The sequence below is a fragment of the Paraburkholderia sp. Ac-20347 genome (assembly GCF_017104805.1).
Classification (GTDB): Bacteria; Pseudomonadota; Gammaproteobacteria; order Burkholderiales; family Burkholderiaceae; genus Paraburkholderia; species Paraburkholderia tropica.
Window position 1 is genome coordinate 1 of record NZ_JAAGPN010000154.1, and the last position, 19,537, is coordinate 19,537.

General features: G+C 65.9%; 21 protein-coding genes. 17 read left to right on the forward strand and 4 right to left on the reverse strand.

Translation table 11 applies throughout. The features are described 5' to 3' along the window. Positions 1 to 126: 126 nt before the first annotated feature. Positions 127 to 1,314, forward strand: coding sequence for a crosslink repair DNA glycosylase YcaQ family protein (locus G3N97_RS24825; protein ID WP_241030816.1), 1,188 nt, complete (start codon positions 127 to 129; stop codon positions 1,312 to 1,314). A 39-nt stretch (positions 1,315 to 1,353) separates the two neighbouring features. Here the strand turns inward: G3N97_RS24825 and G3N97_RS24830 are convergent, their stop codons facing one another. Further along, entirely contained in the window at positions 1,354 to 1,629 is a 276-nt protein-coding gene (locus tag G3N97_RS24830; protein WP_205995664.1) for a hypothetical protein, read from the reverse strand. A gap of 633 nt (positions 1,630 to 2,262) precedes the next feature. Between G3N97_RS24830 and G3N97_RS24835 the strand changes: the two genes are divergently transcribed. Together G3N97_RS24835 and G3N97_RS24840 are read left to right on the forward strand one after the other, a co-directional pair. Beyond that, entirely contained in the window at positions 2,263 to 3,066 is an 804-nt protein-coding gene (locus tag G3N97_RS24835; protein WP_205995666.1) for a class I SAM-dependent methyltransferase, read from the forward strand. Positions 3,067 to 3,149: 83 nt separating this feature from the next. Continuing rightward, positions 3,150 to 3,461 carry a thioredoxin family protein gene (locus tag G3N97_RS24840; protein WP_346778114.1) on the forward strand — a complete coding sequence of 104 codons (312 nt, stop codon included), beginning with the start codon at positions 3,150 to 3,152 and terminating at the stop codon, positions 3,459 to 3,461. 34 nt (positions 3,462 to 3,495) lie between these two features. Here the strand turns inward: G3N97_RS24840 and hpaR are convergent, their stop codons facing one another. Next, complete coding sequence (gene hpaR, locus G3N97_RS24845) at positions 3,496 to 3,891, reverse strand: homoprotocatechuate degradation operon regulator HpaR (RefSeq protein WP_065064453.1); 396 nt, start codon at positions 3,889 to 3,891, stop codon at positions 3,496 to 3,498. Positions 3,892 to 4,114: 223 nt separating this feature from the next. On the opposite strand from hpaR, the gene G3N97_RS24850 reads away from it, so the two are divergent. The 7 genes from G3N97_RS24850 to hpaI are packed head-to-tail and all read left to right on the forward strand — an operon-like array spanning position 4,115 to position 10,105. Beyond that, positions 4,115 to 4,882, forward strand: a complete 768-nt coding sequence (locus G3N97_RS24850; protein WP_205995670.1) for a fumarylacetoacetate hydrolase family protein — start codon at positions 4,115 to 4,117, stop codon at positions 4,880 to 4,882. Further along, positions 4,879 to 5,661, forward strand: coding sequence for a fumarylacetoacetate hydrolase family protein (locus G3N97_RS24855; RefSeq protein WP_205995672.1), 783 nt, complete (start codon positions 4,879 to 4,881; stop codon positions 5,659 to 5,661). Before G3N97_RS24850 ends, G3N97_RS24855 begins: the two co-directional genes overlap by 4 nt. A 7-nt stretch (positions 5,662 to 5,668) precedes the next feature. Continuing rightward, positions 5,669 to 7,126, forward strand: a complete 1,458-nt coding sequence (hpaE, locus tag G3N97_RS24860) for a 5-carboxymethyl-2-hydroxymuconate semialdehyde dehydrogenase (RefSeq protein ID WP_205995675.1) — start codon at positions 5,669 to 5,671, stop codon at positions 7,124 to 7,126. Positions 7,127 to 7,164: 38 nt separating this feature from the next. Then, complete coding sequence (gene hpaD, locus G3N97_RS24865) at positions 7,165 to 8,028, forward strand: 3,4-dihydroxyphenylacetate 2,3-dioxygenase (RefSeq protein WP_205995677.1); 864 nt, start codon at positions 7,165 to 7,167, stop codon at positions 8,026 to 8,028. 30 nt (positions 8,029 to 8,058) lie between these two features. Further along, positions 8,059 to 8,460 carry a 5-carboxymethyl-2-hydroxymuconate Delta-isomerase gene (locus tag G3N97_RS24870; RefSeq protein ID WP_205995679.1) on the forward strand — a complete coding sequence of 134 codons (402 nt, stop codon included), beginning with the start codon at positions 8,059 to 8,061 and terminating at the stop codon, positions 8,458 to 8,460. A gap of 25 nt (positions 8,461 to 8,485) precedes the next feature. After that, positions 8,486 to 9,289, forward strand: coding sequence for a 2-oxo-hept-4-ene-1,7-dioate hydratase (hpaH, locus tag G3N97_RS24875; protein ID WP_205995681.1), 804 nt, complete (start codon positions 8,486 to 8,488; stop codon positions 9,287 to 9,289). A gap of 39 nt (positions 9,290 to 9,328) precedes the next feature. Beyond that, positions 9,329 to 10,105, forward strand: a complete 777-nt coding sequence (gene hpaI, locus G3N97_RS24880; RefSeq protein WP_205995682.1) for a 4-hydroxy-2-oxoheptanedioate aldolase — start codon at positions 9,329 to 9,331, stop codon at positions 10,103 to 10,105. A gap of 29 nt (positions 10,106 to 10,134) precedes the next feature. Here the strand turns inward: hpaI and G3N97_RS24885 are convergent, their stop codons facing one another. Continuing rightward, on the reverse strand, positions 10,135 to 10,578 hold the full coding sequence (locus tag G3N97_RS24885; RefSeq protein ID WP_241030815.1) for a MarR family winged helix-turn-helix transcriptional regulator: 444 nt from the start codon (positions 10,576 to 10,578) through the stop codon (positions 10,135 to 10,137). A gap of 175 nt (positions 10,579 to 10,753) precedes the next feature. Between G3N97_RS24885 and G3N97_RS24890 the strand changes: the two genes are divergently transcribed. Beyond that, complete coding sequence (locus tag G3N97_RS24890; protein ID WP_205995684.1) at positions 10,754 to 11,527, forward strand: class II aldolase/adducin family protein; 774 nt, start codon at positions 10,754 to 10,756, stop codon at positions 11,525 to 11,527. Positions 11,528 to 11,530: 3 nt separating this feature from the next. Beyond that, positions 11,531 to 12,565 (forward strand): 2-dehydropantoate 2-reductase, encoded by a 1,035-nt coding sequence (locus tag G3N97_RS24895; RefSeq protein ID WP_346778115.1) that lies wholly within the window; start codon positions 11,531 to 11,533, stop codon positions 12,563 to 12,565. A gap of 36 nt (positions 12,566 to 12,601) precedes the next feature. On the opposite strand, the gene G3N97_RS24900 is transcribed toward G3N97_RS24895, so the two are convergent. After that, entirely contained in the window at positions 12,602 to 13,909 is a 1,308-nt protein-coding gene (locus tag G3N97_RS24900; protein ID WP_205995685.1) for an MFS transporter, read from the reverse strand. 412 nt (positions 13,910 to 14,321) lie between these two features. On the opposite strand from G3N97_RS24900, the gene G3N97_RS24905 reads away from it, so the two are divergent. From G3N97_RS24905 to G3N97_RS24925, 5 genes are all read left to right on the forward strand, one after another. Beyond that, a complete protein-coding gene (locus G3N97_RS24905; protein ID WP_205995686.1) occupies positions 14,322 to 15,497 on the forward strand; it encodes a CoA transferase in 1,176 nt (391 codons plus the stop codon). After that, positions 15,485 to 16,786 (forward strand): citrate:proton symporter, encoded by a 1,302-nt coding sequence (locus G3N97_RS24910; RefSeq protein ID WP_205995687.1) that lies wholly within the window; start codon positions 15,485 to 15,487, stop codon positions 16,784 to 16,786. Before G3N97_RS24905 ends, G3N97_RS24910 begins: the two co-directional genes overlap by 13 nt. A 42-nt stretch (positions 16,787 to 16,828) precedes the next feature. Beyond that, positions 16,829 to 17,995 carry an acyl-CoA dehydrogenase family protein gene (locus G3N97_RS24915; protein ID WP_205995688.1) on the forward strand — a complete coding sequence of 389 codons (1,167 nt, stop codon included), beginning with the start codon at positions 16,829 to 16,831 and terminating at the stop codon, positions 17,993 to 17,995. Positions 17,996 to 18,064: 69 nt separating this feature from the next. Then, positions 18,065 to 18,817, forward strand: a complete 753-nt coding sequence (locus G3N97_RS24920; protein WP_205995690.1) for an IclR family transcriptional regulator — start codon at positions 18,065 to 18,067, stop codon at positions 18,815 to 18,817. A gap of 425 nt (positions 18,818 to 19,242) precedes the next feature. Then, the coding region (locus tag G3N97_RS24925) for a hypothetical protein (protein ID WP_205995694.1) at positions 19,243 to 19,537 on the forward strand (295 nt) is incomplete at its 3' end.

Below are 19,537 nucleotides of genomic sequence, written 5' to 3' on the forward strand. Positions count from 1 at the left end.
CGAACGCGAGCGTCACGCCCGTGGCGGCGATGGCGGGCCTGCATGCGTGACGAAGACGGCTGCGATACCGCAAACGCGCCCGATGCGCCCGTCGCGAGCGGCGGCCTGACGCTGCCGCTCGCCGCCATGCGCACGCTGCATCTCGCGGCGCAGGGTCTGCTCGCGCCGCCGCGCCGCAAAGCCACCAAAGACGATGTGCTCGACGCGATCCGCCGCATGGCGCAATTGCAGATCGACACGATTCATGTGGTCGCGCGCAGCCCGTATTTCGTGCTGTTCAGCCGCGTGGGCGCGTACGATCCGCGCTGGCTCGACGCGCATCTCGCCGAAGGGCGGCTGTTCGAATACTGGGCGCACGAGGCCTGTTTCGTGCCGATCGAAGACTACGGGCTGCTGCGTCATCGCATGCTCGACCCGTCGGATATGGGCTGGAAATACGCGGGCGAATGGCACACGAAGCATCGGCGCGAGATCGACGCGCTGCTCGAACGCATTCGCGCGAGCGGGCCGGTGCGTTCCGCCGATTTCGCGCGCGCGGCGGGCGAGAAAAGCGACGGCTGGTGGGACTGGAAACCGGAAAAGCGCCACCTCGAAGTGCTGTTCGCCATCGGCGCGCTGATGGTGGCCGAGCGGCGCAATTTCCAGCGCGTCTACGACCTGACCGAGCGCGTGCTGCCGCATTGGCGCGACGCGCGCGACCTGCCCTCGCGCGCCGACGCCGAACGCGCGCTGCTGCTGCGCACCTGCAAGGCGCTGGGCGCGATCCGCGCCGACTGGGCCGCCGACTATTACCGCCTGCCGCGCCGCCCGTACACCGAAGCGCTGCACGCGCTCGCCGACGCGGGCGAACTCGTGCCCGCACGCGTGGAAGGCTGGAAGCACGATGCGTTCGTGCACCGCGATTACGCGACGCTCGCCGACGACGCCGCAAACGGCACGCTCGCCTCGACGGTCACCACGCTGCTCTCGCCCTTCGATCCCGTGGTGTGGGACCGCAAGCGCGCGGTAGCGCTATTCGACTTCGATTACGCGATCGAATGCTACGTGCCCGCGCACAAGCGCAAGTACGGTTATTTCGTACTGCCGATATTAAATCGCGGCAAACTCATCGGACGTGTCGATGCAAAGGCGCATCGCACGCAAGGCGTATTCGAGGTGAAGTCGCTGCATCTGGAACCGGGCGTGCGCACGAGCGGCCGTCTCGTGACCGACTTGCGCCGTGCGCTGCAGCGTTGCGCCGACTGGCACGGCACGCCGGAATTGAAGATCGGCGACGCGCCGGGCGAACTGGCCGCGGCGCTGCTCGCCGAGTGATGATGACGCGAGCGTGAAATTGCGCGAGCGCTGCCCGCGTCAGCGCTCGATTTTCGCGCGCAGTTCGCGCGCCGCTTCGAGCAGGCCCACATAGCCCGAGCGGGCATGTTCGGGCAGATCCGGGTCGCCCACCAGCGCGCCCAGCGTTTCGATCAGGCTGTACACGAGGCCCTTGGCCGCGCCTGCCGCGATATTGCCGCTCCGCACACCTTCGTCGACGTGCGAGAACGCCGCGTTCAGATGTTCGAGATCGGGTTGCGGCGTGGCCCCGGAGGGCGTTTGAGCGTCATGCTTTTGCGTGTCGTCGCTCGTCATGATGAACAGGTTCCTCTTGCTGAAACGGAATCGAAAGAATGCCTCAATGCAGTTATATACCCATCGCGTGCAGCCGTCCAATGGGCACCCCGTGACCGCCCGTGCATCGCGCAGGCGGTTCCCGAATCTTCTCACCTTTGGGCGACGCACGTCGCGCAAGCCGGCAGAACGGTTTGACGCCGCCACGGCGCGTCAGCGCAAATACCCCTGAAAAACAGGCGTCGATTGATCGATCCGGTGTGCGCAGTCACGTTTCTGGATGCGCGTCTTGGCCGCTCGCCGCGCGGCATCGGCGTACTCCCGCAAACGCTCACCTTAACGTCGGCGATCTGCAGGAACACGGTGATGTCCGTCGCACGAAGCGTGCCGCGCTCGTTTTCTTTATGGCGTCGAAAACGCGTTTTATCCCTTGTTTAAAGGCATAAAACGATCCATCGACGACAACCGATGCGATGCGCCACCAATCGAACGGTGCGTGTTTTCTTCGCGACACGCTCACTCCCGAAAAGGCTCACCCTTCGCCGATTCGCCCGGTTTGACTTCCTTTTGAAGCGGTCTTGAAGCCGTCTTGACGCCACCGCCGCGCATCCGCAGACTGGGCGAATTCTTCCCACCGCCCTGCCCGCCCGCGCCATGAACCAGATCACGCCCTTCGTGCCCGACCGCTTCCGCAACGCCGCGCCGCATTATCTGATCGGCCGTCCCGCGTACTCGCCCGCGCTGATTCGCCGCGTCGCGCAACGCGCCGGACTCGACGGCACGCAGCGCCTGCTCGATCTCGGCTGCGGCCCCGGCCAGCTTTCGCTCGCCTTCGCGAGCTGGGTGGCGAGCGCCGTCGCCATCGATCCGGAACCGGCGATGCTCGAAGTCGCGGCGCAGCTCGGCGCGGGCATTGCGCCCAATATCGACTATCGCCAGGGCAGTTCGTACGACCTCTCGCCGGACCTCGGGCGCTTTCATCTCGCGGTGATCGGCCGCGCGTTTCACTGGATGGATCGCGTCGATACCCTCGCGCGGCTCGACGCGCTGCTGGGCGAGCGCGGCGCGGTCGCACTGTTCAACACCACGCATCTCGACGATCCGCAGCGCCCCTGGGCCGCGCAATACCGCGACCTGCTCGACCGTTACGCGAACACCGACGCCGCGCGCGAAATGCGCCGTTCTGCCGATTACGAAAGCCATACCGACGTGCTCGCGCGCTCGGCGTTCAACGCCATCGAGCGGATCTCGGTCATCGAATACCGGCGCGTCAGCGCGGAGCAATTGAAGGCGCGGCCCTTGTCGATGTCGAGTCTCTCGCGCGAACGGCTTGGCGACAAACTCGACGTGCTGCTCGCGGACATCGACACGCTCGTCGCCGCACAGGGCAGCGACGGCTGGCTGACCGAGCGCATCGAATCGAGCGTCACGTTCGCCACGCGCGCCGAACTGAGCTAACGCCGCGCGGCCGATGCGCGCCAGCGCGCGCGGCCGCGTTGCGGTATCGTATGACGATGCACGGACACGCCCCTGGAGACGCGATGAGCTATGCCACGAAAGCCCCCGCACGCAACGAGATCGATGCGCTGAGCGGCCCCGCCGTACTCGAATTCGGCACCGACTGGTGCGGCTATTGCCAGGGCGCGCAGCCCTTGATCGGCGACGCGTTCGCGAAGCACCCCGGCGTGCAGCGCATCCAGGTCGAAGACGGCCCGGGCCGCGCGCTCGGCCGCTCGTTCCGCGTGAAGCTCTGGCCCACGCTGATCTTCCTGCGCAACGGCGCGGAAGTCGCGCGCGTCGTGCGCCCGACCGGCGCCGCCGAACTCGACGACGCCTTCGAAGCGCTCATCTGAACCCCGTTCGTTCAGGTCATGCCCCGCGCCGGGCTCACTCGAGCCCGGCCAGCAGATCGTCGATGGCGCGATACACGCGCTCGACCACCTCCGGCCCCACCTCCGCCTCCAGCGCCGCGTAGCGCGCTTCCAGTTCCTTCGAAATCGCCTTCACGAGCTGATGGCTCTTCTTCGTGAGCGTGACGAGCACGCGCCGCTGATCGTCGGCGAAACGTTCCTTCGTCACGAGGCCGAGCGCCTCCATCCGCGCGAGCACGCCCGCCATGCTCGGGCTCGAAATCGTGCAGATATCGGAAATCTGGCGCGGCTCCAGCGGCCCGCTTTCGTTGAGCGCGCGAATCACGCGCCACTGCTGCTCGGTGAGTCCGTGCGCGGTGATCAGCGGACGAAAGCGCTCCATCATCTTTTCGCGCGCACGCAGCAGCAGCATGGGCAGATTGCGATGCGCGACGCGCGTGGACAGGCGTGAGGAATCGGACATGGTGGCTTCGTTGAAGGCGCGATATCGGAAAGTCGAAAAGTCGGAAAGACGGATGCGGCAAACAACGAGGCCTGGGGGAAACCCGCGAAATCCATCGTCGATGGTTGACGCTCGATGATCGCCAGCGCAAACTCACTCACATATTAGCATTTTCGGGAAAGCACGACACACCATGTTTGCCGTTGCCGATCATCTGCTGCATCTCGAAGGCGAAGCGCTGCCGCGCGACGTGAGCGCCGAAGCCGTTCACGCGCTGCTCGCCGATGGCGTTCGTGGTGTGCGTTTTCGCGCGCCGGTCTCGGGCGCGGTCTACGGCACGCTGCTCAACGACCGTCACGCGCTGGACGCGCTCGGCGACGCCGTGCATGCGCCACCGTACAAAGCGCCGCCGCGCGCGCCCATTCTTTACCTCAAACCGCGCAATACGCTCGCGGGCCACGGCGCGCGCGTGCGCGTGCCGGACGCGAACGGCGTGCAGGTGGGCGCATCGCTGGGCATCGTGATGGGCCGCACGGCTGCGCGCGTTCAGGCGCGCGATGCGTTCGACTACATCGCGGGCTACACGCTGGTCGCCGATCTGAGCGTGCCGCACGCGAGCGTCTATCGTCCTTCCGTGCGCTTTCGGGCGCGCGATAACTTCTGCGTGATCGGCCCGTCGATTATCGCTCGTCGATATATTAGCGATCCCGATGATTTGCCGATTCACGTCGAGCTTTCCGGCAAGCCGCGCTTCAGCGCCTCGACCTCCACGAACGTGCGCGGCGTCGCGCAACTGCTTGCCGACGTCACCGATTTCATGACGCTCGCGCCCGGCGACGTCATCACGCTCGGCGTGCCGCACGGCGCACCCGTTGCGCACGCAGATCAGCGCGCCACGCTCACCGTCGGCGGCTTTCCCGCGCTGACTATCGACTTCGTCGCTCAAGGAGACGCAGCATGATGCGCGCCCGCGTCGCCTACGCAGGCGCGATACACGAAGCCACGCCCATCGTCACCGAAAACGGCCCACGCGTGCGCCTCGCCGACGGCCGCGTGCGCGACGAACGCGACGTGGTCTGGCTCGCGCCGTTCGAAGCGGGCACGATCTTCGCGCTCGGCCTTAATTACGCCGAACATGCGAAAGAACTGCAATTCACGCAGCAGGAAGAGCCACTCGTCTTTCTCAAGGGACCGGGCAGCGTGATCGGTCATCGCGGCGTCACGCGCCGCCCCGACGACGTCACGTTCATGCACTACGAGTGCGAGCTTGCAGTCGTGATCGGCCGCACGGCGCAACACGTCACGCGCGAAAATGCCATGCAGTATGTCGCCGGCTACACGATCGCGAACGACTACGCGATCCGCGACTATCTGGAGAACTACTACCGCCCGAATCTGCGCGTGAAGAATCGCGACGGCGGCACCGTGCTCGGCCCGTGGTTCGTCGATGCCGCCGATATCGCCGACGTCAACGCGCTCGAATTGCGCACCTACGTGAACGGCGAACTGAAACAACGCGGCAACACCCGCGACTTCGTCACGGGCATTGCGGAACTGATCGAATATCTGAGCGGCTTCATGACGCTCGCGCCCGGCGACGTCATTCTCACCGGCACGCCCGAAGGCGTCGTCAACGTGAATGCGGGCGATGAAGTCATCTGCGAAATCGACGGCCTCGGCCGCTTGATCAACACGATCGCGTCCGATGCCGAATTCGGCCGCGCCTCCACCACGGAATAAGCACGCCATGCGCATCGACCATCTGATCGACGGCCGCGCCCACCCGGGCCGCGACTACTTCCAGACCGTGAATCCCGCGAATCAGGACGTGCTCGCCGAAGTCGCGCGCGGCGGCGCAGAGGAAGTCGATCTCGCCGTGCGCGCCGCAAAAAACGCGTTTCCCGCGTGGGCCGCGCAGCCCGCGAGCGAACGCGCGAAACGCGTGCGCAAGCTCGGCGAACTGATCGCGAAGAACGTGCCGGAAATCGCGCAAACCGAAACGAAAGACACCGGCCAGACGATTTCGCAAACCGGCAAGCAACTCGTACCGCGCGCCGCCGACAACTTCACATATTTCGCCGAGATGTGCACGGCCGTCGACGGTCACACTTATCCCACGAACACGCACCTGAACTACACGCTGTTTCATCCGGTCGGCGTGTGCGCGCTGATTTCGCCCTGGAACGTGCCGTTCATGACGGCCACCTGGAAAGTCGCGCCGTGCCTCGCGTTCGGCAACACGGCGGTGCTGAAGATGAGCGAACTGTCGCCGCTCACGGCGTCGATGCTCGGCCAGCTTGCGCTGGAAGCGGGCATTCCCGCGGGCGTTCTGAATGTCGTGCACGGCTATGGCCAGGAAGCCGGCGAACCGCTCGTCGCGCATGCCGACGTGCGCGCTGTCTCGTTCACGGGATCGACGGCCACCGGCAACCGCATCGTGAAGAGCGCGGGCCTCAAGAAGTTCTCGATGGAACTGGGCGGCAAGTCGCCGTTCGTGATTTTCGACGACGCCGACTTCGAGCGCGCGCTCGACGCCGCCGTGTTCATGATCTTCTCGAACAACGGCGAACGCTGCACGGCGGGCTCGCGCATTCTGGTGCAGCGCTCGATTTACGCTCAATTTGCCGAGCGCTTTATCGAACGCGCGAAACGCATCACGGTCGGCGATCCGCTCGACGAAAACACGTTGGTCGGCCCGATGATCAGCCCCGGCCATCTCGCGAAAGTGCGCAGCTATATCGAACTCGGACCGAAGGAAGGCGCGACGCTCGCCTGTGGCGGCCTCGATGCGCCCGATCTGGCGGAGGCCCTGAAACAAGGCAATTTCGTGCGGCCGACCGTGTTCGTCGATGTCGATAACCGCATGCACATCGCGCAGGAAGAAATCTTCGGGCCGGTCGCATGCCTGATTCCCTTCGACGACGAAGCGGACGCCATCCGTCTTTCCAACGACATCGCCTATGGTCTGTCGAGCTACGTGTGGACCGAAAACACGGGCCGCGCCTTGCGCGTGGCCGCCGCGATCGAAGCCGGCATGTGCTTCGTGAACAGCCAGAACGTGCGCGATCTGCGCCAGCCGTTCGGCGGCACGAAGGCCTCGGGCGTGGGCCGCGAAGGCGGCACGTGGAGCTACGACGTGTTCCTCGAACCGAAGAACGTGTGCGTGTCGATGGGCGCGCATCACATTCCGCATTGGGGCGCTTGAACTGGGGTGTTTGAGCGAGTCACAGCAAGGAGACCGCGATGGGCAAACTCGCGTTGGCCGCAAAGATCACCCACGTGCCGTCGATGTATCTTTCCGAACTCGATGGCCCGCACAAAGGCTGCCGCCAGGCCGCCATCGACGGGCATAAGGAGATTGGCCGCCGTTGCCGCGAACTCGGTGTCGATACGATCGTGGTGTTCGACGTGCACTGGCTGGTGAACAGCGAATATCACATCAATTGTGCGCCGCATTTCGAGGGCAATTACACCAGCAACGAGCTGCCGCATTTCATCAAGAATCTGCAGTACGCGTATGGTGGCAATGCCGCGCTCGGCCATCTGATCGCCGACGTGGCCAACGAAATGGGCGTGAAAACGCGCGCGCATAGCGACACCACGCTCGGACTCGAATACGGCACGCTCGTGCCGATGCGCTATATGAACGCCGATCAGCACTTTAAAACCGTGTCGATCGCGGGCTGGTGCAACTGGCACGATCTCGCCAGCAGCGCGCGCTTCGGCCTCGCGGTGCGCAAAGCGATCGAGGAGCGCTACGACGGCACGGTCGCGATACTCGCGAGCGGTTCGCTGAGCCATCACTTCGCGAACAACGGCAGCGCCGAGCCATTCATGCATAAGGTCTGGGACCCGTTTCTCGAACAGACCGACCGTCATGTGGTGTCGCTCTGGGAACGCGGCGACTGGAAAACGTTCTGCGGCATGCTGCCGATGTACAACGAAACGTGCTGGGGCGAAGGCGGCATGCACGACACGGCCATGCTGCTCGGCGCGCTGGGCTGGGACCGCTACGAAGGCCGCGCGGAGATCGTCACGCCGTATTTCGGCAGCTCGGGCACCGGCCAGATCAACGCCGTGTTGCCGGTCACGCCATTGCCCGCTTGATGCTGCGTTCGACTTCTGGAGACACGCACCGTGCCGCATCTCACGCTTGAATACAGCGCCAATCTCGCCGATACCGCGAGCATCGGCACACTCTGCGCCACGCTCGCGCAAGTACTCGACGCGCAGCGCGACGCCCACGGCGCACGCGTCTATCCACGCGGCGGCATCCGCACGCGCGCACTGCGTTGCGAACAGTATTTCATCGCCGATGGCGATCCGCATCACGCCTTCCTGCACGGCTGCCTGAAGATCGGCGCGGGACGCAGCGCCGACGTGCGCCGCGCAACCGGCGACGCGCTGTTCGCGGCGATCAAGCAGCATTTCGCCGAGGCCTTCGAAGCGCACGGGCTCGCGCTTTCGCTGGAGATCGTCGAGTTCAGCGAGGAAGGCGCGTGGAAGCACAACAATCTGCACGCGCGCCTCAAGACGTGAGCGCGCGCTCGCACAGGACATCATCATGCTCGATCCGCAACGCATTCGCGAACTGGCCGCGCAACTCGACGAAGCCGAACGCACGCGCACGCCGCTACGCCACTTTTCACGCGCGCATCCCGAGATGACGATCGACGACGGTTATGCGATCCAGCGCGAGTGGGTCAAGCTCAAGCTCGCGGCGGGCCACGTCATCAAAGGTCGCAAAATCGGCCTCACGTCGCGCGCGATGCAGCGTGCCTCGCAGATCGACGAGCCCGATTACGCGCCGCTGCTCGACAGCATGTTCATCGCGCAAGGCGCCGACATTCGCGCGGATCGCTTTATCGCGCCACGCGTGGAAGTGGAACTCGCGTTCGTGCTGAGCCGTCCGCTGCAAGGCCCGGACGTCACGCTGTTCGACGTGCTCGACGCCACGGCTTACGTCACGCCCGCCATCGAAATCATCGACGCGCGCATCGAGCAGTTCGACCGCGAAACCAAGGCGCCGCGCAAGGTCTTCGACACGATTTCCGATTTCGCCGCGAACGCGGGCGTGGTGCTCGGCGGCCGTCCGGTGAAGCCGCTCGACGTGGATCTGCGCTGGGTCGGCGCGCTGCTCTACAAGAACGGCGCGGTCGAGGAAAGCGGACTCGCCGCCGCCGTGCTCAATCATCCGGCAACGGGTGTGGCGTGGCTCGCGAACCGGATTGCGCGTCACGACGAGCGGCTTGAAGCGGGCGATGTGATTCTGAGCGGATCGTTTACAGCGCCGATTGCGGCACGCGCGGGCGATACGTTTCACGCCGATTACGGTCCGCTCGGCGGCATCGGTTTTCATTTCGTCTGAGTGCAGCGCACACCAATCATAAGGATATCGAACTGATTTATGCCCGTTATCGTCAATCCGTTCAAACAGGCGCTGGCTGAGCATCGTCCGCAAATCGGCCTGTGGGCCGCGCTCGCCGATGCCTACGTGACCGAACTGCTCGCGACCACGGGCTTCGACTGGCTGTTGATCGACGGCGAGCACGCGCCCAACGATCTGCGCAGCACGCTTGCGCAATTGCAGGCCGTCGCGCCTCATGCCACGCATCCGATCGTGCGTCCGGTTCGCAACGACAGCGCGCTGATCAAGCAGTTACTCGATATCGGCGCGCAAACGCTGCTCGTACCGATGATCGAAAACGCCGACGAAGCACGCGCCGCCGTCGCCGCCACGCGCTATCCGCCGCTTGGCGTGCGCGGCGTCGGCAGCGCACTCGCGCGCGCATCGCGCTGGAATGGCGCGGCCGATTATCTGCATGGCGCGGCCGAGCAGTTGTGCGTGCTTGTGCAGGTGGAAACGGCCCACGCGCTTGCGCGACTCGACGACATCGCCGCCGTCGAAGGCGTGGACGGCGTGTTCTTCGGTCCGGCGGATTTGAGCGCGTCGATGGGCTTGCTCGGTCAACCGGGCGCGCCGGCGGTGCGCGCGGCGATCGTGGAGGGTCTACGCGCCGTGCGGGCGCGTGGCAAGGCGGCGGGCGTGCTGGCCGCCGATCACGCCATCGCACGCGAGTATCTGGAAGCGGGCGCGACCTTCGTGGCGGTCGGCAGCGACGTGAGCCTGCTCGCGCGCAGTGCAAGCGAACTGGCTAGCCGATTCCGCCAGCCGCAACGCTGAACGTTAGCAAATCAGGCCTGAATTCAGGCTCAATCTTCCGCGCCGCCCTGCTCGACCAGCTTCGCGAGCGCCGCGTGCAGCACCTCGCGTTCGTGCGCGCTGAGCACGCCGAGAATCGCTTCGTTGCCCGACTTCGAGATGGCCGACGCGCGCCGATACGTATTGCGCCCCTGCGCCGTGAGCTTGATGAGCACGCCGCGCGCGTCGGCGGCGTTGGTGGTTTTCTCGAGCAGGCCGCGACGCTCCAGCACGTCGGTGGCGCGGCTCGCCTGGCTGCGGTCGAGATTCGACGCACGCCCGAGATCCGACACCGAAATCGGCCCGAACGCACCGACGCTGATCAGCAGCCGCGCCTCCGTGAGCGACAGCGCGAGCGCCGACGCAAACGCCTCGTTCATCGTGCGGTCGGTTTGTTTCTTCAACACGTGCAGCCGGTACGTGAACAACTCTTCGATTGGGTGTTTGCCCGTCATTTCCGTCTCGCGCAAAGGTTCTCGACACCTCATCAACGCAACCAGAAGGCGTCTTCAGCGCTAGCATACCATTTCATAAAGCCTTTAAAACACGGTCGTTCGCGCAGTATTTGATGCTTGCACACGCATTTATTTGCGCGTAGCATCAGCCCATCGACGAGGAGACGGAGACACCATGAGCACAGTCCCCGAAGCATCCGCGCGTCCCGCCTGGTGCGAGCCGCAGGAGTGGGCCGCCCGCGTGAAGCTCGCGGCCACGTATCGCGTGTTTCATCAACTCGGCTGGACCGAGCTGATCTTCAATCACATCACGCTGCGCGTGCCTGGTCCGCAGCCGCATTTCCTCATCAATCCGTTCGGGCTCACGTATGACGAAATCAAGGCGTCGAATCTCGTCAAGATCGATCTCGACGGCCGGATCCTGAGTCCGGGCGACTATCCGATCAATCCCGCCGGCTTCGTCATTCATAGCGCGATCCACGCGAATGTCGCCGACGCGCATTGCGTCATGCACACGCACACCACGGCGGGGCTCGCGGTCGCGTGCATGGAAGGCGGGCTCGCGCCCACGAACTTCTATTCGGCGCAGTTGCACGACATGGTCGCGTACCACGACTTCGAAGGCATCACCGTGCACGACGACGAAAAACCGCGTCTGCTGAAGTCGATGGGCGATCGCCGTCTGCTCATCCTGCGCAATCACGGGCTGCTTGCGCACGGCGTGAATCTCGCGCACGCTTTCGCGCTACTCTGGACGCTCAATCGCGCCTGCGAAATTCAGGTCGCCACCGATTCGATGCGCGGCCAGGCCATTCCGATCGATCCCGCCATCACCGCGCGCGCCACGCGCGACGCGTTGCAATTCTCGCCCGAGCATGGCGCGGGCGAGAACGTGCTCGCGGCGCTGATCCGCCGCGTGGAGCGCATCGATCCCTCATACAAGGAGTAAGTCGTGAGTCTTTTGCAGTCCAGTCCGCGCTCGATCGCCGTGGTCGGCGCGGGCGCGATCGGCGGCCTGATCGCCGCCCGCCTCGCGCGCGCGCATCGCGACGTGCAGATCAACGTGCTCGCGCGCGGCGCGCATCTGCAGGCCATGCGCCGCGACGGTCTCACCATCGTCGAAGGCCCGGACGACGCCACGCGCTACACGGCCCACGTGAACACCGCCGACAACGCCGCCGATCTCGGCGTGCAGGACATCGTGTTCGTCTGCCTCAAGGGTCAGGCGCTGGTGCAGGCGGCCGCCACGCTCGCGCCGCTCGTCGGGCCGCGCACGCATATCGTCTCGGCGATGAACGGCGTGCCGTGGTGGTTCCTGCACGCGTTCGGCGGCGAGTACGCGAACGGGCGGCTCGAGTCGGTCGATCCGGACGGCGTGGTGTCGGCGGCGCTGCCGCCCGCGCAAACGTCGGGCTGCGTCGTGCATCTGTCGTCGGCGATTGCGGGGCCGGGCGTGATCCGCAAGGGCAACGGCAACGGGCTGATCCTCGGCGCGGCGTCGCCGCAGATGGCGGCACGCGCGCACGAAGCGCGCGCGCTGCTCGCGCAGGCGGGCTTCGACGTGCAGGCCAGCGAGCACATCCAGCACGATATCTGGGCCAAGCTCTGGGGCAACATGACGATGAACCCCATCAGCGCGCTCACGCGTTCGACCGCCGACGTGATCCTCGACGATCCGCGCACGCTGACGCTCGTCGCCGCCGTGATGGCCGAAGCGCGCGGCATCGGCGAGGCGCTCGGCATTCATCTGGCGCTGACGATCGAGGAACGCAATGCGATCACGCGCAAGCTCGGCGCGTTCAAGACGTCGATGCTGCAGGACGTGGAAGCGGGACGCTCGCTCGAAGTGGAAGCGCTGCTCGGCGCGCCCGACGAACTCGCGCGGCGCACGGGGATCGCCGCGCCGTCGCTCGGCATGCTTTACGGGCTCGCGCGGCAGCTCGACGCGAATCTCGAAGCGGCGCGCCAGGCCAGCGCGTCGCGTTGATTGGCGCGAGGTTCGCGCGGTTCGCGATGCGCTCGTTCAGTCTTCCAGCGGCTTGCCCGTGAGGTCGCGAATGAACGGCAGCACGAGGCACGAGATCGCCACGCACGCCATCACGTACCACGCGGGCGCGAGCAGATTGCCCGTCGTCTTGATGAGCCACGTGGCGATCGCCTGCGCGAAGCCGCCGAAGATCGCCACGCCGATGCTGTAGACGATCGCCATGCCCGTCGCCCGCACGGCGCGCGGGAACATCTCGGGCAGCATGGTGATCGACGGCGCGGCCTGCAGCGCGAGCAGCACGCTCAATCCGCCCACCGTGATCAGCAGACGCGCCGCATCGGGCGCGCTCGACAGCCACAGAAACGCGGGATAGATCAGCACGACCACGGCCACGCGCGGCCAGAAGATCAGCGCGCGGCGGCTCAATCGGTCGGACAGCCAGCCCGCCAGCGGCCCGACCAGAAACGTCACCACGCCCGACACGAGGCCCGCCAGCAGCGCCGTCGGCGCGGGCACTTTCAGTTCGTGAATCGCGTAGGTCGGCATATAGAACGTGACGACGTAGGCCGTCACCGTCGAGCCGATCGTCAGCAGCGTGCCGAGCGCCGCACGCGCGCCGTGATCGCGCAGCACGGTGCGCACGGGCATGCGCGCGGCTTTCGCGTTCGTCGTGGTTTCGGCATGCACATGCGCCTGTTCATCGATGCGGCGGCGTATCCACATGCCGATCGGCGCGATCGCGATGCCGAGCAGAAACGGCACGCGCCATCCCCATGACATCAGCGCGGCCGGCGTGAGGCACGTCGTCAGCACGGCGGCGGTCAGCGCGCCGAGCGACACGCCCACGCCCTGGCTCGCGAACTGCATGCTGCCGAGCAGGCCGCGATTCGCGGGCGTGCCCGCTTCGATCAGCAAGGTCGTGGACGCGCCCACCTCGCCGCCCGCCGAAAAACCCTGCAACAGCCGCGCGAACACGATGATGACGGGCGCAGCGATGCCGATCTGCGCGTAAGTGGGCGCGAGACCGATCAGCGTGCAGCCGAGCGCCATCAGGAAGATCGTGAGCGTCATCGCCGGTTTGCGGCCCGCGCGGTCGGCGTATGCGCCGATCACGACGCCGCCGAGCGGACGCATCACGAAGCCCACGCCGAAGGTCGCCACCGACGCCAGCAATTGGCCGTAGCTCGACATCGTCGGAAAGAACAGCTTGCCGATGGTCAGCGCGAAGAAGCTGTAGACGGTGAAGTCGAAGAATTCGAGCGCGTTGCCGAGCGTGGCCGCGACGATCAACTGCGCGCGGCTCAAGTGGCCCTTCCGCACTCCGGCGAGGCTGACGCTGTTCATAGGCACGCGCTCCGATGGCCGACGCGCGGCCCGTGTGGGTTGGCTGCCGAGCGAATCGACTGGCGCATCCGCTGGGGGACAGTTGGAGGACAGCTTGGGGACAGACGGGCTAACGGTAGCATCGGCGCCGTCGCGTGCGCCACTGATCAAAACCCGCGCACCAGGGACAGTCCTGGGCTCGCCGACAGCGTCTTGCCTTGACCTGTAAATTCATGTGTGTGAATATCAATTCATGCACATGAATTTGAGATCTGCGATTCGTGGCTACAGGCTGGGGACTTATCGGTCTTTGTGAGTCCCGCGAGACATCCACTTCGTGGATGCGTCTTTCGCTTGGCTGTTAGTTGCGATTAATGCCTGTAGGCGCGCAGCCCGCCATCGATCAGCAGTCCCTATCAAGGAGACAAGCGCCGTGTCGTTCATTCCCGGTTCCCTGCATGGCCTGCGCGTGGTCGATCTGTCGCGCGTGCTGGGCGGTCCGTATTGCACGCAGATCCTCGCCGATCACGGCGCGGAGGTCATCAAGATCGAACCGCCGAACGGCGACGAAACGCGCACCTGGGGGCCGCCCTTCGACGGCGACACGGCCGCCTATTTCCAGGGCGTGAACCGCAACAAGCTCGGCGCGGTGCTCGATCTCTCGCAGCCCGCGGATCGCGAACGTCTGCTCGCGCTGCTCGACAGCGCCGACGTGCTGGTCGAAAACTTCAAGATCGGTACGCTCGAACGCTGGGGTCTCGGCTATGAGGCCACACTCGCGCAGCGCTTTCCGCGCCTCGTGCATTGCCGCATCTCCGGTTTCGGCGCGGACGGCCCGCTCGGCGCGCTGCCCGGCTACGACGCCGCGATCCAGGCGCTGACCGGCCTCATGAGCGTGAACGGCGAAACGGGCGGCGCGCCGCTGCGCGTGGGCGTGCCGGTCGTCGATCTCGTGACGGGACTGAACGCCGCGCTCGGCATCATGCTCGCGCTGCGCGAGCGCGATACGAGCGGACGCGGCCAGTTCGTCGAATCGACCTTGTTCGATTGCGCGCTCTCGATCCTGCATCCGCATTCGACCAACTACTTCTATTCGGGCAAGGAGCCGCAGCGCAGCGGCAACGCGCATCCGAACATCACGCCCTACGACATGTTCCATACGGGCAGCACCGATATCTTTCTCGCGGTCGGCAACAACGCGCAGTTCGCCACGCTGTGCCGCACGATCGCCGCGCCCGAACTCGCCGACGACGCGCGCTACGCCGACAACAAGCTGCGCAGCCAGCATCGCCGCGAATTGCGCGAGGCGCTCGAAGCGCGCTTCGCCGCGTGGGACGGCGCGCAACTCGCCGACACGCTGATCCGCCAGGGCGTGCCGTGCGCGCCCGTGCTCGGACTCGGCGCGGCGCTTGCGCATCAGCACACGGCGCATCGCGCGATGCGAGTGGAGATCGCGGCGGAGCACGACCCTGGCCGAACGTATAGCGGCATCGCCTCCCCGATCAAGCTCGGCCGCACGCCCGCCACCTATCGCAGCGCGCCGCCCGCGCTCGGCGAACACACGGCGCAGGTGTTCGGCGCTGCGGAGGACCCGTCGTGCTCGCGCTAATCGGAACGCTCGCCATCGTCGCGCTGTTCACGCTGATCATCACGAAGCGGCTCTCGCCGCTCGTGGCGCTGATCGCGGTGCCGATCGTCGCCGCGCTCGCCGCCGGTTTCGGCCTCTCGACGGCGAAGTTCATCGTGCACGGCGTGCAGACTATCGGCCCGGTGGCCGGCATGTTTGTTTTTGCGATTCTTTTCTTCGGAATCCTGACTGATGCAGGCATGCTCGACCCGATCATCAACGGCGTGCTGCGCATTGTTGGCTGCCATCCGACGCGGATCGTCATGGGTTCGGCGCTGCTTGCGCTGCTGATCCATCTCGATGGCTCGGGCGCGGTGACATTTCTCGTCACGCTGCCCGCGATGCTGCCGCTCTACACGCGCCTCGGCCTCGATCGCCGCATTCTCGCCTGCGTGGCGTCGATGGCGGCGGGCGTCAACTTTCTGCCGTGGGTCGGGCCGATGCTGCGCGCGAGCGCCGCGCTGCACATTCCGGGCACCGTCATCTTCTATCCGATGATACCGGTGCAGATCGTCGGCCTCGTGTTCGTGTTCGGCACCGCGTACTGGCTCGGCAAGCGCGAGGAAAAGCGCCTCGGCCTCACGCGCGCCCACGCCGCCTCGATCGCCGCCACGCCGCGCGCGCTCACGCCGGAGGAAGCCGCGCTGCGCCGCCCGCAACGCTTCTGGATCAATCTCGCGCTCACCTTCGTCGTGCTCGGCACGCTGGTGTCGGGCATCGTCGATCCGATGGTGATGTTCATGATCGGCACCGTGCTCGCGCTCGTCATCAACTATCCGGACGTCGCCATGCAACGCGAACGTGTCGACGCGCACGCCAAAGCCGCGCTGATGATGGCGAGCGTGCTGCTCGCGGCGGGCGCGTTCACGGGCATCATGTCCGGCACCGGCATGCTCAACGCGATGGCGGAGGTGATCGTGCGCCACGTGCCCGCCGAACATGCGCGCCATATGCCGTTCGTGCTCGGGCTCGTGTCGATGCCGCTGAGCCTGCTGTTCGATCCCGATTCGTTTTATTTCGGCATCCTGCCTGTTCTGGCGCAGAGCGGCCAGATGCTCGGCGTGCCGCCCGTGCAGATGGCGCAGGCCGCGCTGCTCGGTCAGATGACCACCGGTTTTCCCGTGAGCCCGCTCACGCCCGCGACGTTTCTGATCGTCGGCATGACCGGCGTGGAACTGGCCGAGCACCAGAAGTTCACGATTCCCTTTCTGTTCGCCGCCACCGTGCTGATGGTGTTCACCGCGGTGCTGTTCGGCGTGTTTCCGCTCTGAACGCCGTCGATTTCGTTTTTTCGTTTTGCGAGGATGTCCGCCATGCAATTCAATCTGACCGATGACCAGCAAGCGATCGTTGCCGCGATCGAAAAAATCTGCGAGCGTTTCGACGACGGCTACTGGCTCGAACGCGACCGCGAAGGCGGTTTTCCGCACGACTTTCACGGCGCGCTCGCCGACGCGGGCTGGCTCGGCATCGCCATGTCGCCGGACCACGGCGGCTCGGGACTCGGCATGACCGAAGCCGCGCTGATGATGCGCACGATCAGCGGCTCGGGCGCGGGATTGTCGGGCGCGTCGGCGGTGCATATGAACATTTTCGGGCTCAATCCCGTGCAGGTGTTCGGCAACGACGAGCAGAAGCGACGCTTCCTGCCGCCGCTGATCGAAGGCCGCGACAAGGCCTGTTTCGCCGTGACCGAACCGGACGCCGGTCTCGACACCACGCATCTCAAGACCCAGGCCGTGCGCGACGGCGATCATTACGTGCTGTCGGGCCGCAAGATCTGGATTTCGACGGCGCAGGTCGCCAACAAGATGCTGATCATCGCGCGCACCACGCCGCTTGATCGCGTGGCCAAACCCACCGACGGTCTGAGTCTTTTCTACACCGACCTCGACCGCGCGCGCGTGGAAGTGCGCGAGATCGAGAAAATGGGCCGCAAGGCGGTCGATTCGAACATGCTGTTCATCGACAATCTGCGCGTGCCGGTGGAGGACCGCATCGGCGAGGAAGGCAAGGGCTTTCACTATCTGCTGCACGGGCTCAATCCGGAGCGCATCCTGATAGCTTCGGAGGCGGTCGGACTCGGCCGCGCGGCGCTCGCGCGCGCCACGCAGTATGCGAAGGAGCGCGTGGTGTTCGGCCGGCCGATCGGCCAGAACCAGGCGATCCAGCATCCGCTCGCGCAGGCGTGGATGTCGCTCGAAGCCGCCGATCTGATGGTGATGAAAGCCGCCACGCTCTACGATGCGGGCCAGCCCTGCGGCGCCGAAGCGAACTCGGCCAAGTACCTCGCCGCCGAAGCCGCGTTCCAGGCGTGCCAGACCGCCATCGCCACGCTCGGCGGCATGGGCTATGCGAAGGAGTATCACGTCGAGCGCTATCTGCGTGAGTGTATGATTCCGAGGCTCGCACCCGTCAGTCCGCAGATGATTCTCTGCTTCATCGCGGAGAAGGTGCTCGGGTTGCCGAAGTCGTACTGAGTTGCGCCGCGTGGTTTGGGGCGCGGCCGCACACGCAGGCGCGCGCCGCCTCGCTTTCATCGCGTATTTATGGACGTCAAACTCGTTGCCCGCACGCTCGACCTGTTCGAGCTTTTCGCCGCCGAACAGCGGCCGCTGCCGCTCGTCGAAATGGCGCGGCTGCTCAACGTGCCGTCGTCGAGTTGTCTCGCACTCGCGCGCACGCTCGTGAGCCGCGGCTATCTCTACGAGGTGCGCAAGCGCGGCGGCTACTATCCGACGCGGCGTCTGCATCTGCTCGCCAGCGCGATCGACGCCGTCGATCCAGTCGTGGAGATGCTGCATCCGAAGCTCGTCGAATTGCGCGACGCCAGCGGCGAAACCATCGTGCTCGGCAAGATTCACGGCGCGGCGGTCGTGTACCTCGACGTGGTCGAATCGGAAAAGTCCGTGCGCTACGCGTGCCAGCCCGGCGCGCTGCGGCCGCTGCACGCGAACTCCATCGGCAAGGCGATCTTCGGCGAACTCGCGCCCGACGCGCAGGCCGCGCTCGGCGCGAAGCTCGATTTCGAGCGCTACACGGAAGCGACCGCCACCGATCTGCCGACGCTCGTCGAGCAGGCCGCCGCCGCGAAAGCGCGCGGCTGGTACGCGAATATCGGCGAGAGCGCGCCCGAGTTGTCTGCCGTGGCCGTGGCGCTCGACTTCGGCGGTGACTTCTACGGACTCTCGATTGGCGGGCCGACCGAGCGCATCCGCCAGCAACTCGACGCGCATGTCGCCACGCTGCTCGACGCCAAAGCGCGCATTCTCACGCATTGGCGCGAGAGCGACGCGGGCTGAGGTCGTCTCCGCGCTTCCTTTTCTCTTTGGCGCGCGGGCTTTCACATTGCCGTCGCGACCGCGCCAGTGTTGGCCTGGCGGCACACAATCGCCATCCGGCGCATACTTTGGGACCTCGCGTCGCGCCTATCGCTTCGATGGTGCGCTCGCGTGCTTGCGTCATTTGTTGCGCCCCTTGTTCACGACGGATTTCAGGCCCTGATTTCATCCTCGTTTTCACGCGATAGGGCACGAGATTTGCGGCCCGACGTCGAATGTTCCGACGAAACGCTGCGCCCACGCGCATCGTGCGCCAGACGTGGCCTGCGGCACGGGCCGCGACGTTGCCTGAATCGGCCAACCCGCAAGCCGTCCGACGCCCCGGCCTTCGCCGCTAATCCTTGACGCTCATCGACCGTCACCGACGCCCGACTCCGTATTTGCCTATGCCCAGGATGCTCCTTTCTTCCGTCTTACGAACGCTGCGCCTGCCGCGCGGCGTTGCCCTGTTCGCCGCGCTTCTCTGGATGACGGCGCTCGCGTGGACACCGTACGCGTCGGCGGCAGCCGCTGCCACCACCCCAACCGCGACGCCCGCCAATCCCGCCGCTCCGGTCGTGCTCACGCCAGCACAGGCGCACGCCGCGCTGCAGGTTCTCGACGATCCGGTGCAGCGCAGCCACATCGAAGACACGCTGCGCGCCATCGCCGCCGCCGGCGCGCTGGCCACGCCCGCGTCGA

Coding starts and splice junctions, on each gene's coding strand:
- G3N97_RS24825 (WP_241030816.1), top strand. CDS start 127: ATGCGCACGCTGCATCTCGCGGCGCAGGGTCTGCTCGCGCCGCCGCGC.
- G3N97_RS24830 (WP_205995664.1), bottom strand. CDS start 1,629: ATGACGAGCGACGACACGCAAAAGCATGACGCTCAAACGCCCTCCGGG.
- G3N97_RS24835 (WP_205995666.1), top strand. CDS start 2,263: ATGAACCAGATCACGCCCTTCGTGCCCGACCGCTTCCGCAACGCCGCG.
- G3N97_RS24840 (WP_346778114.1), top strand. CDS start 3,150: ATGAGCTATGCCACGAAAGCCCCCGCACGCAACGAGATCGATGCGCTG.
- hpaR (WP_065064453.1), bottom strand. CDS start 3,891: ATGCTGCTGCTGCGTGCGCGCGAAAAGATGATGGAGCGCTTTCGTCCG.
- G3N97_RS24850 (WP_205995670.1), top strand. CDS start 4,115: ATGTTTGCCGTTGCCGATCATCTGCTGCATCTCGAAGGCGAAGCGCTG.
- G3N97_RS24855 (WP_205995672.1), top strand. CDS start 4,879: ATGATGCGCGCCCGCGTCGCCTACGCAGGCGCGATACACGAAGCCACG.
- hpaE (WP_205995675.1), top strand. CDS start 5,669: ATGCGCATCGACCATCTGATCGACGGCCGCGCCCACCCGGGCCGCGAC.
- hpaD (WP_205995677.1), top strand. CDS start 7,165: ATGGGCAAACTCGCGTTGGCCGCAAAGATCACCCACGTGCCGTCGATG.
- hpaH (WP_205995681.1), top strand. CDS start 8,486: ATGCTCGATCCGCAACGCATTCGCGAACTGGCCGCGCAACTCGACGAA.
- hpaI (WP_205995682.1), top strand. CDS start 9,329: ATGCCCGTTATCGTCAATCCGTTCAAACAGGCGCTGGCTGAGCATCGT.
- G3N97_RS24885 (WP_241030815.1), bottom strand. CDS start 10,578: ATGACGGGCAAACACCCAATCGAAGAGTTGTTCACGTACCGGCTGCAC.
- G3N97_RS24890 (WP_205995684.1), top strand. CDS start 10,754: ATGAGCACAGTCCCCGAAGCATCCGCGCGTCCCGCCTGGTGCGAGCCG.
- G3N97_RS24900 (WP_205995685.1), bottom strand. CDS start 13,909: ATGAACAGCGTCAGCCTCGCCGGAGTGCGGAAGGGCCACTTGAGCCGC.
- G3N97_RS24915 (WP_205995688.1), top strand. CDS start 16,829: ATGCAATTCAATCTGACCGATGACCAGCAAGCGATCGTTGCCGCGATC.
- G3N97_RS24920 (WP_205995690.1), top strand. CDS start 18,065: ATGGACGTCAAACTCGTTGCCCGCACGCTCGACCTGTTCGAGCTTTTC.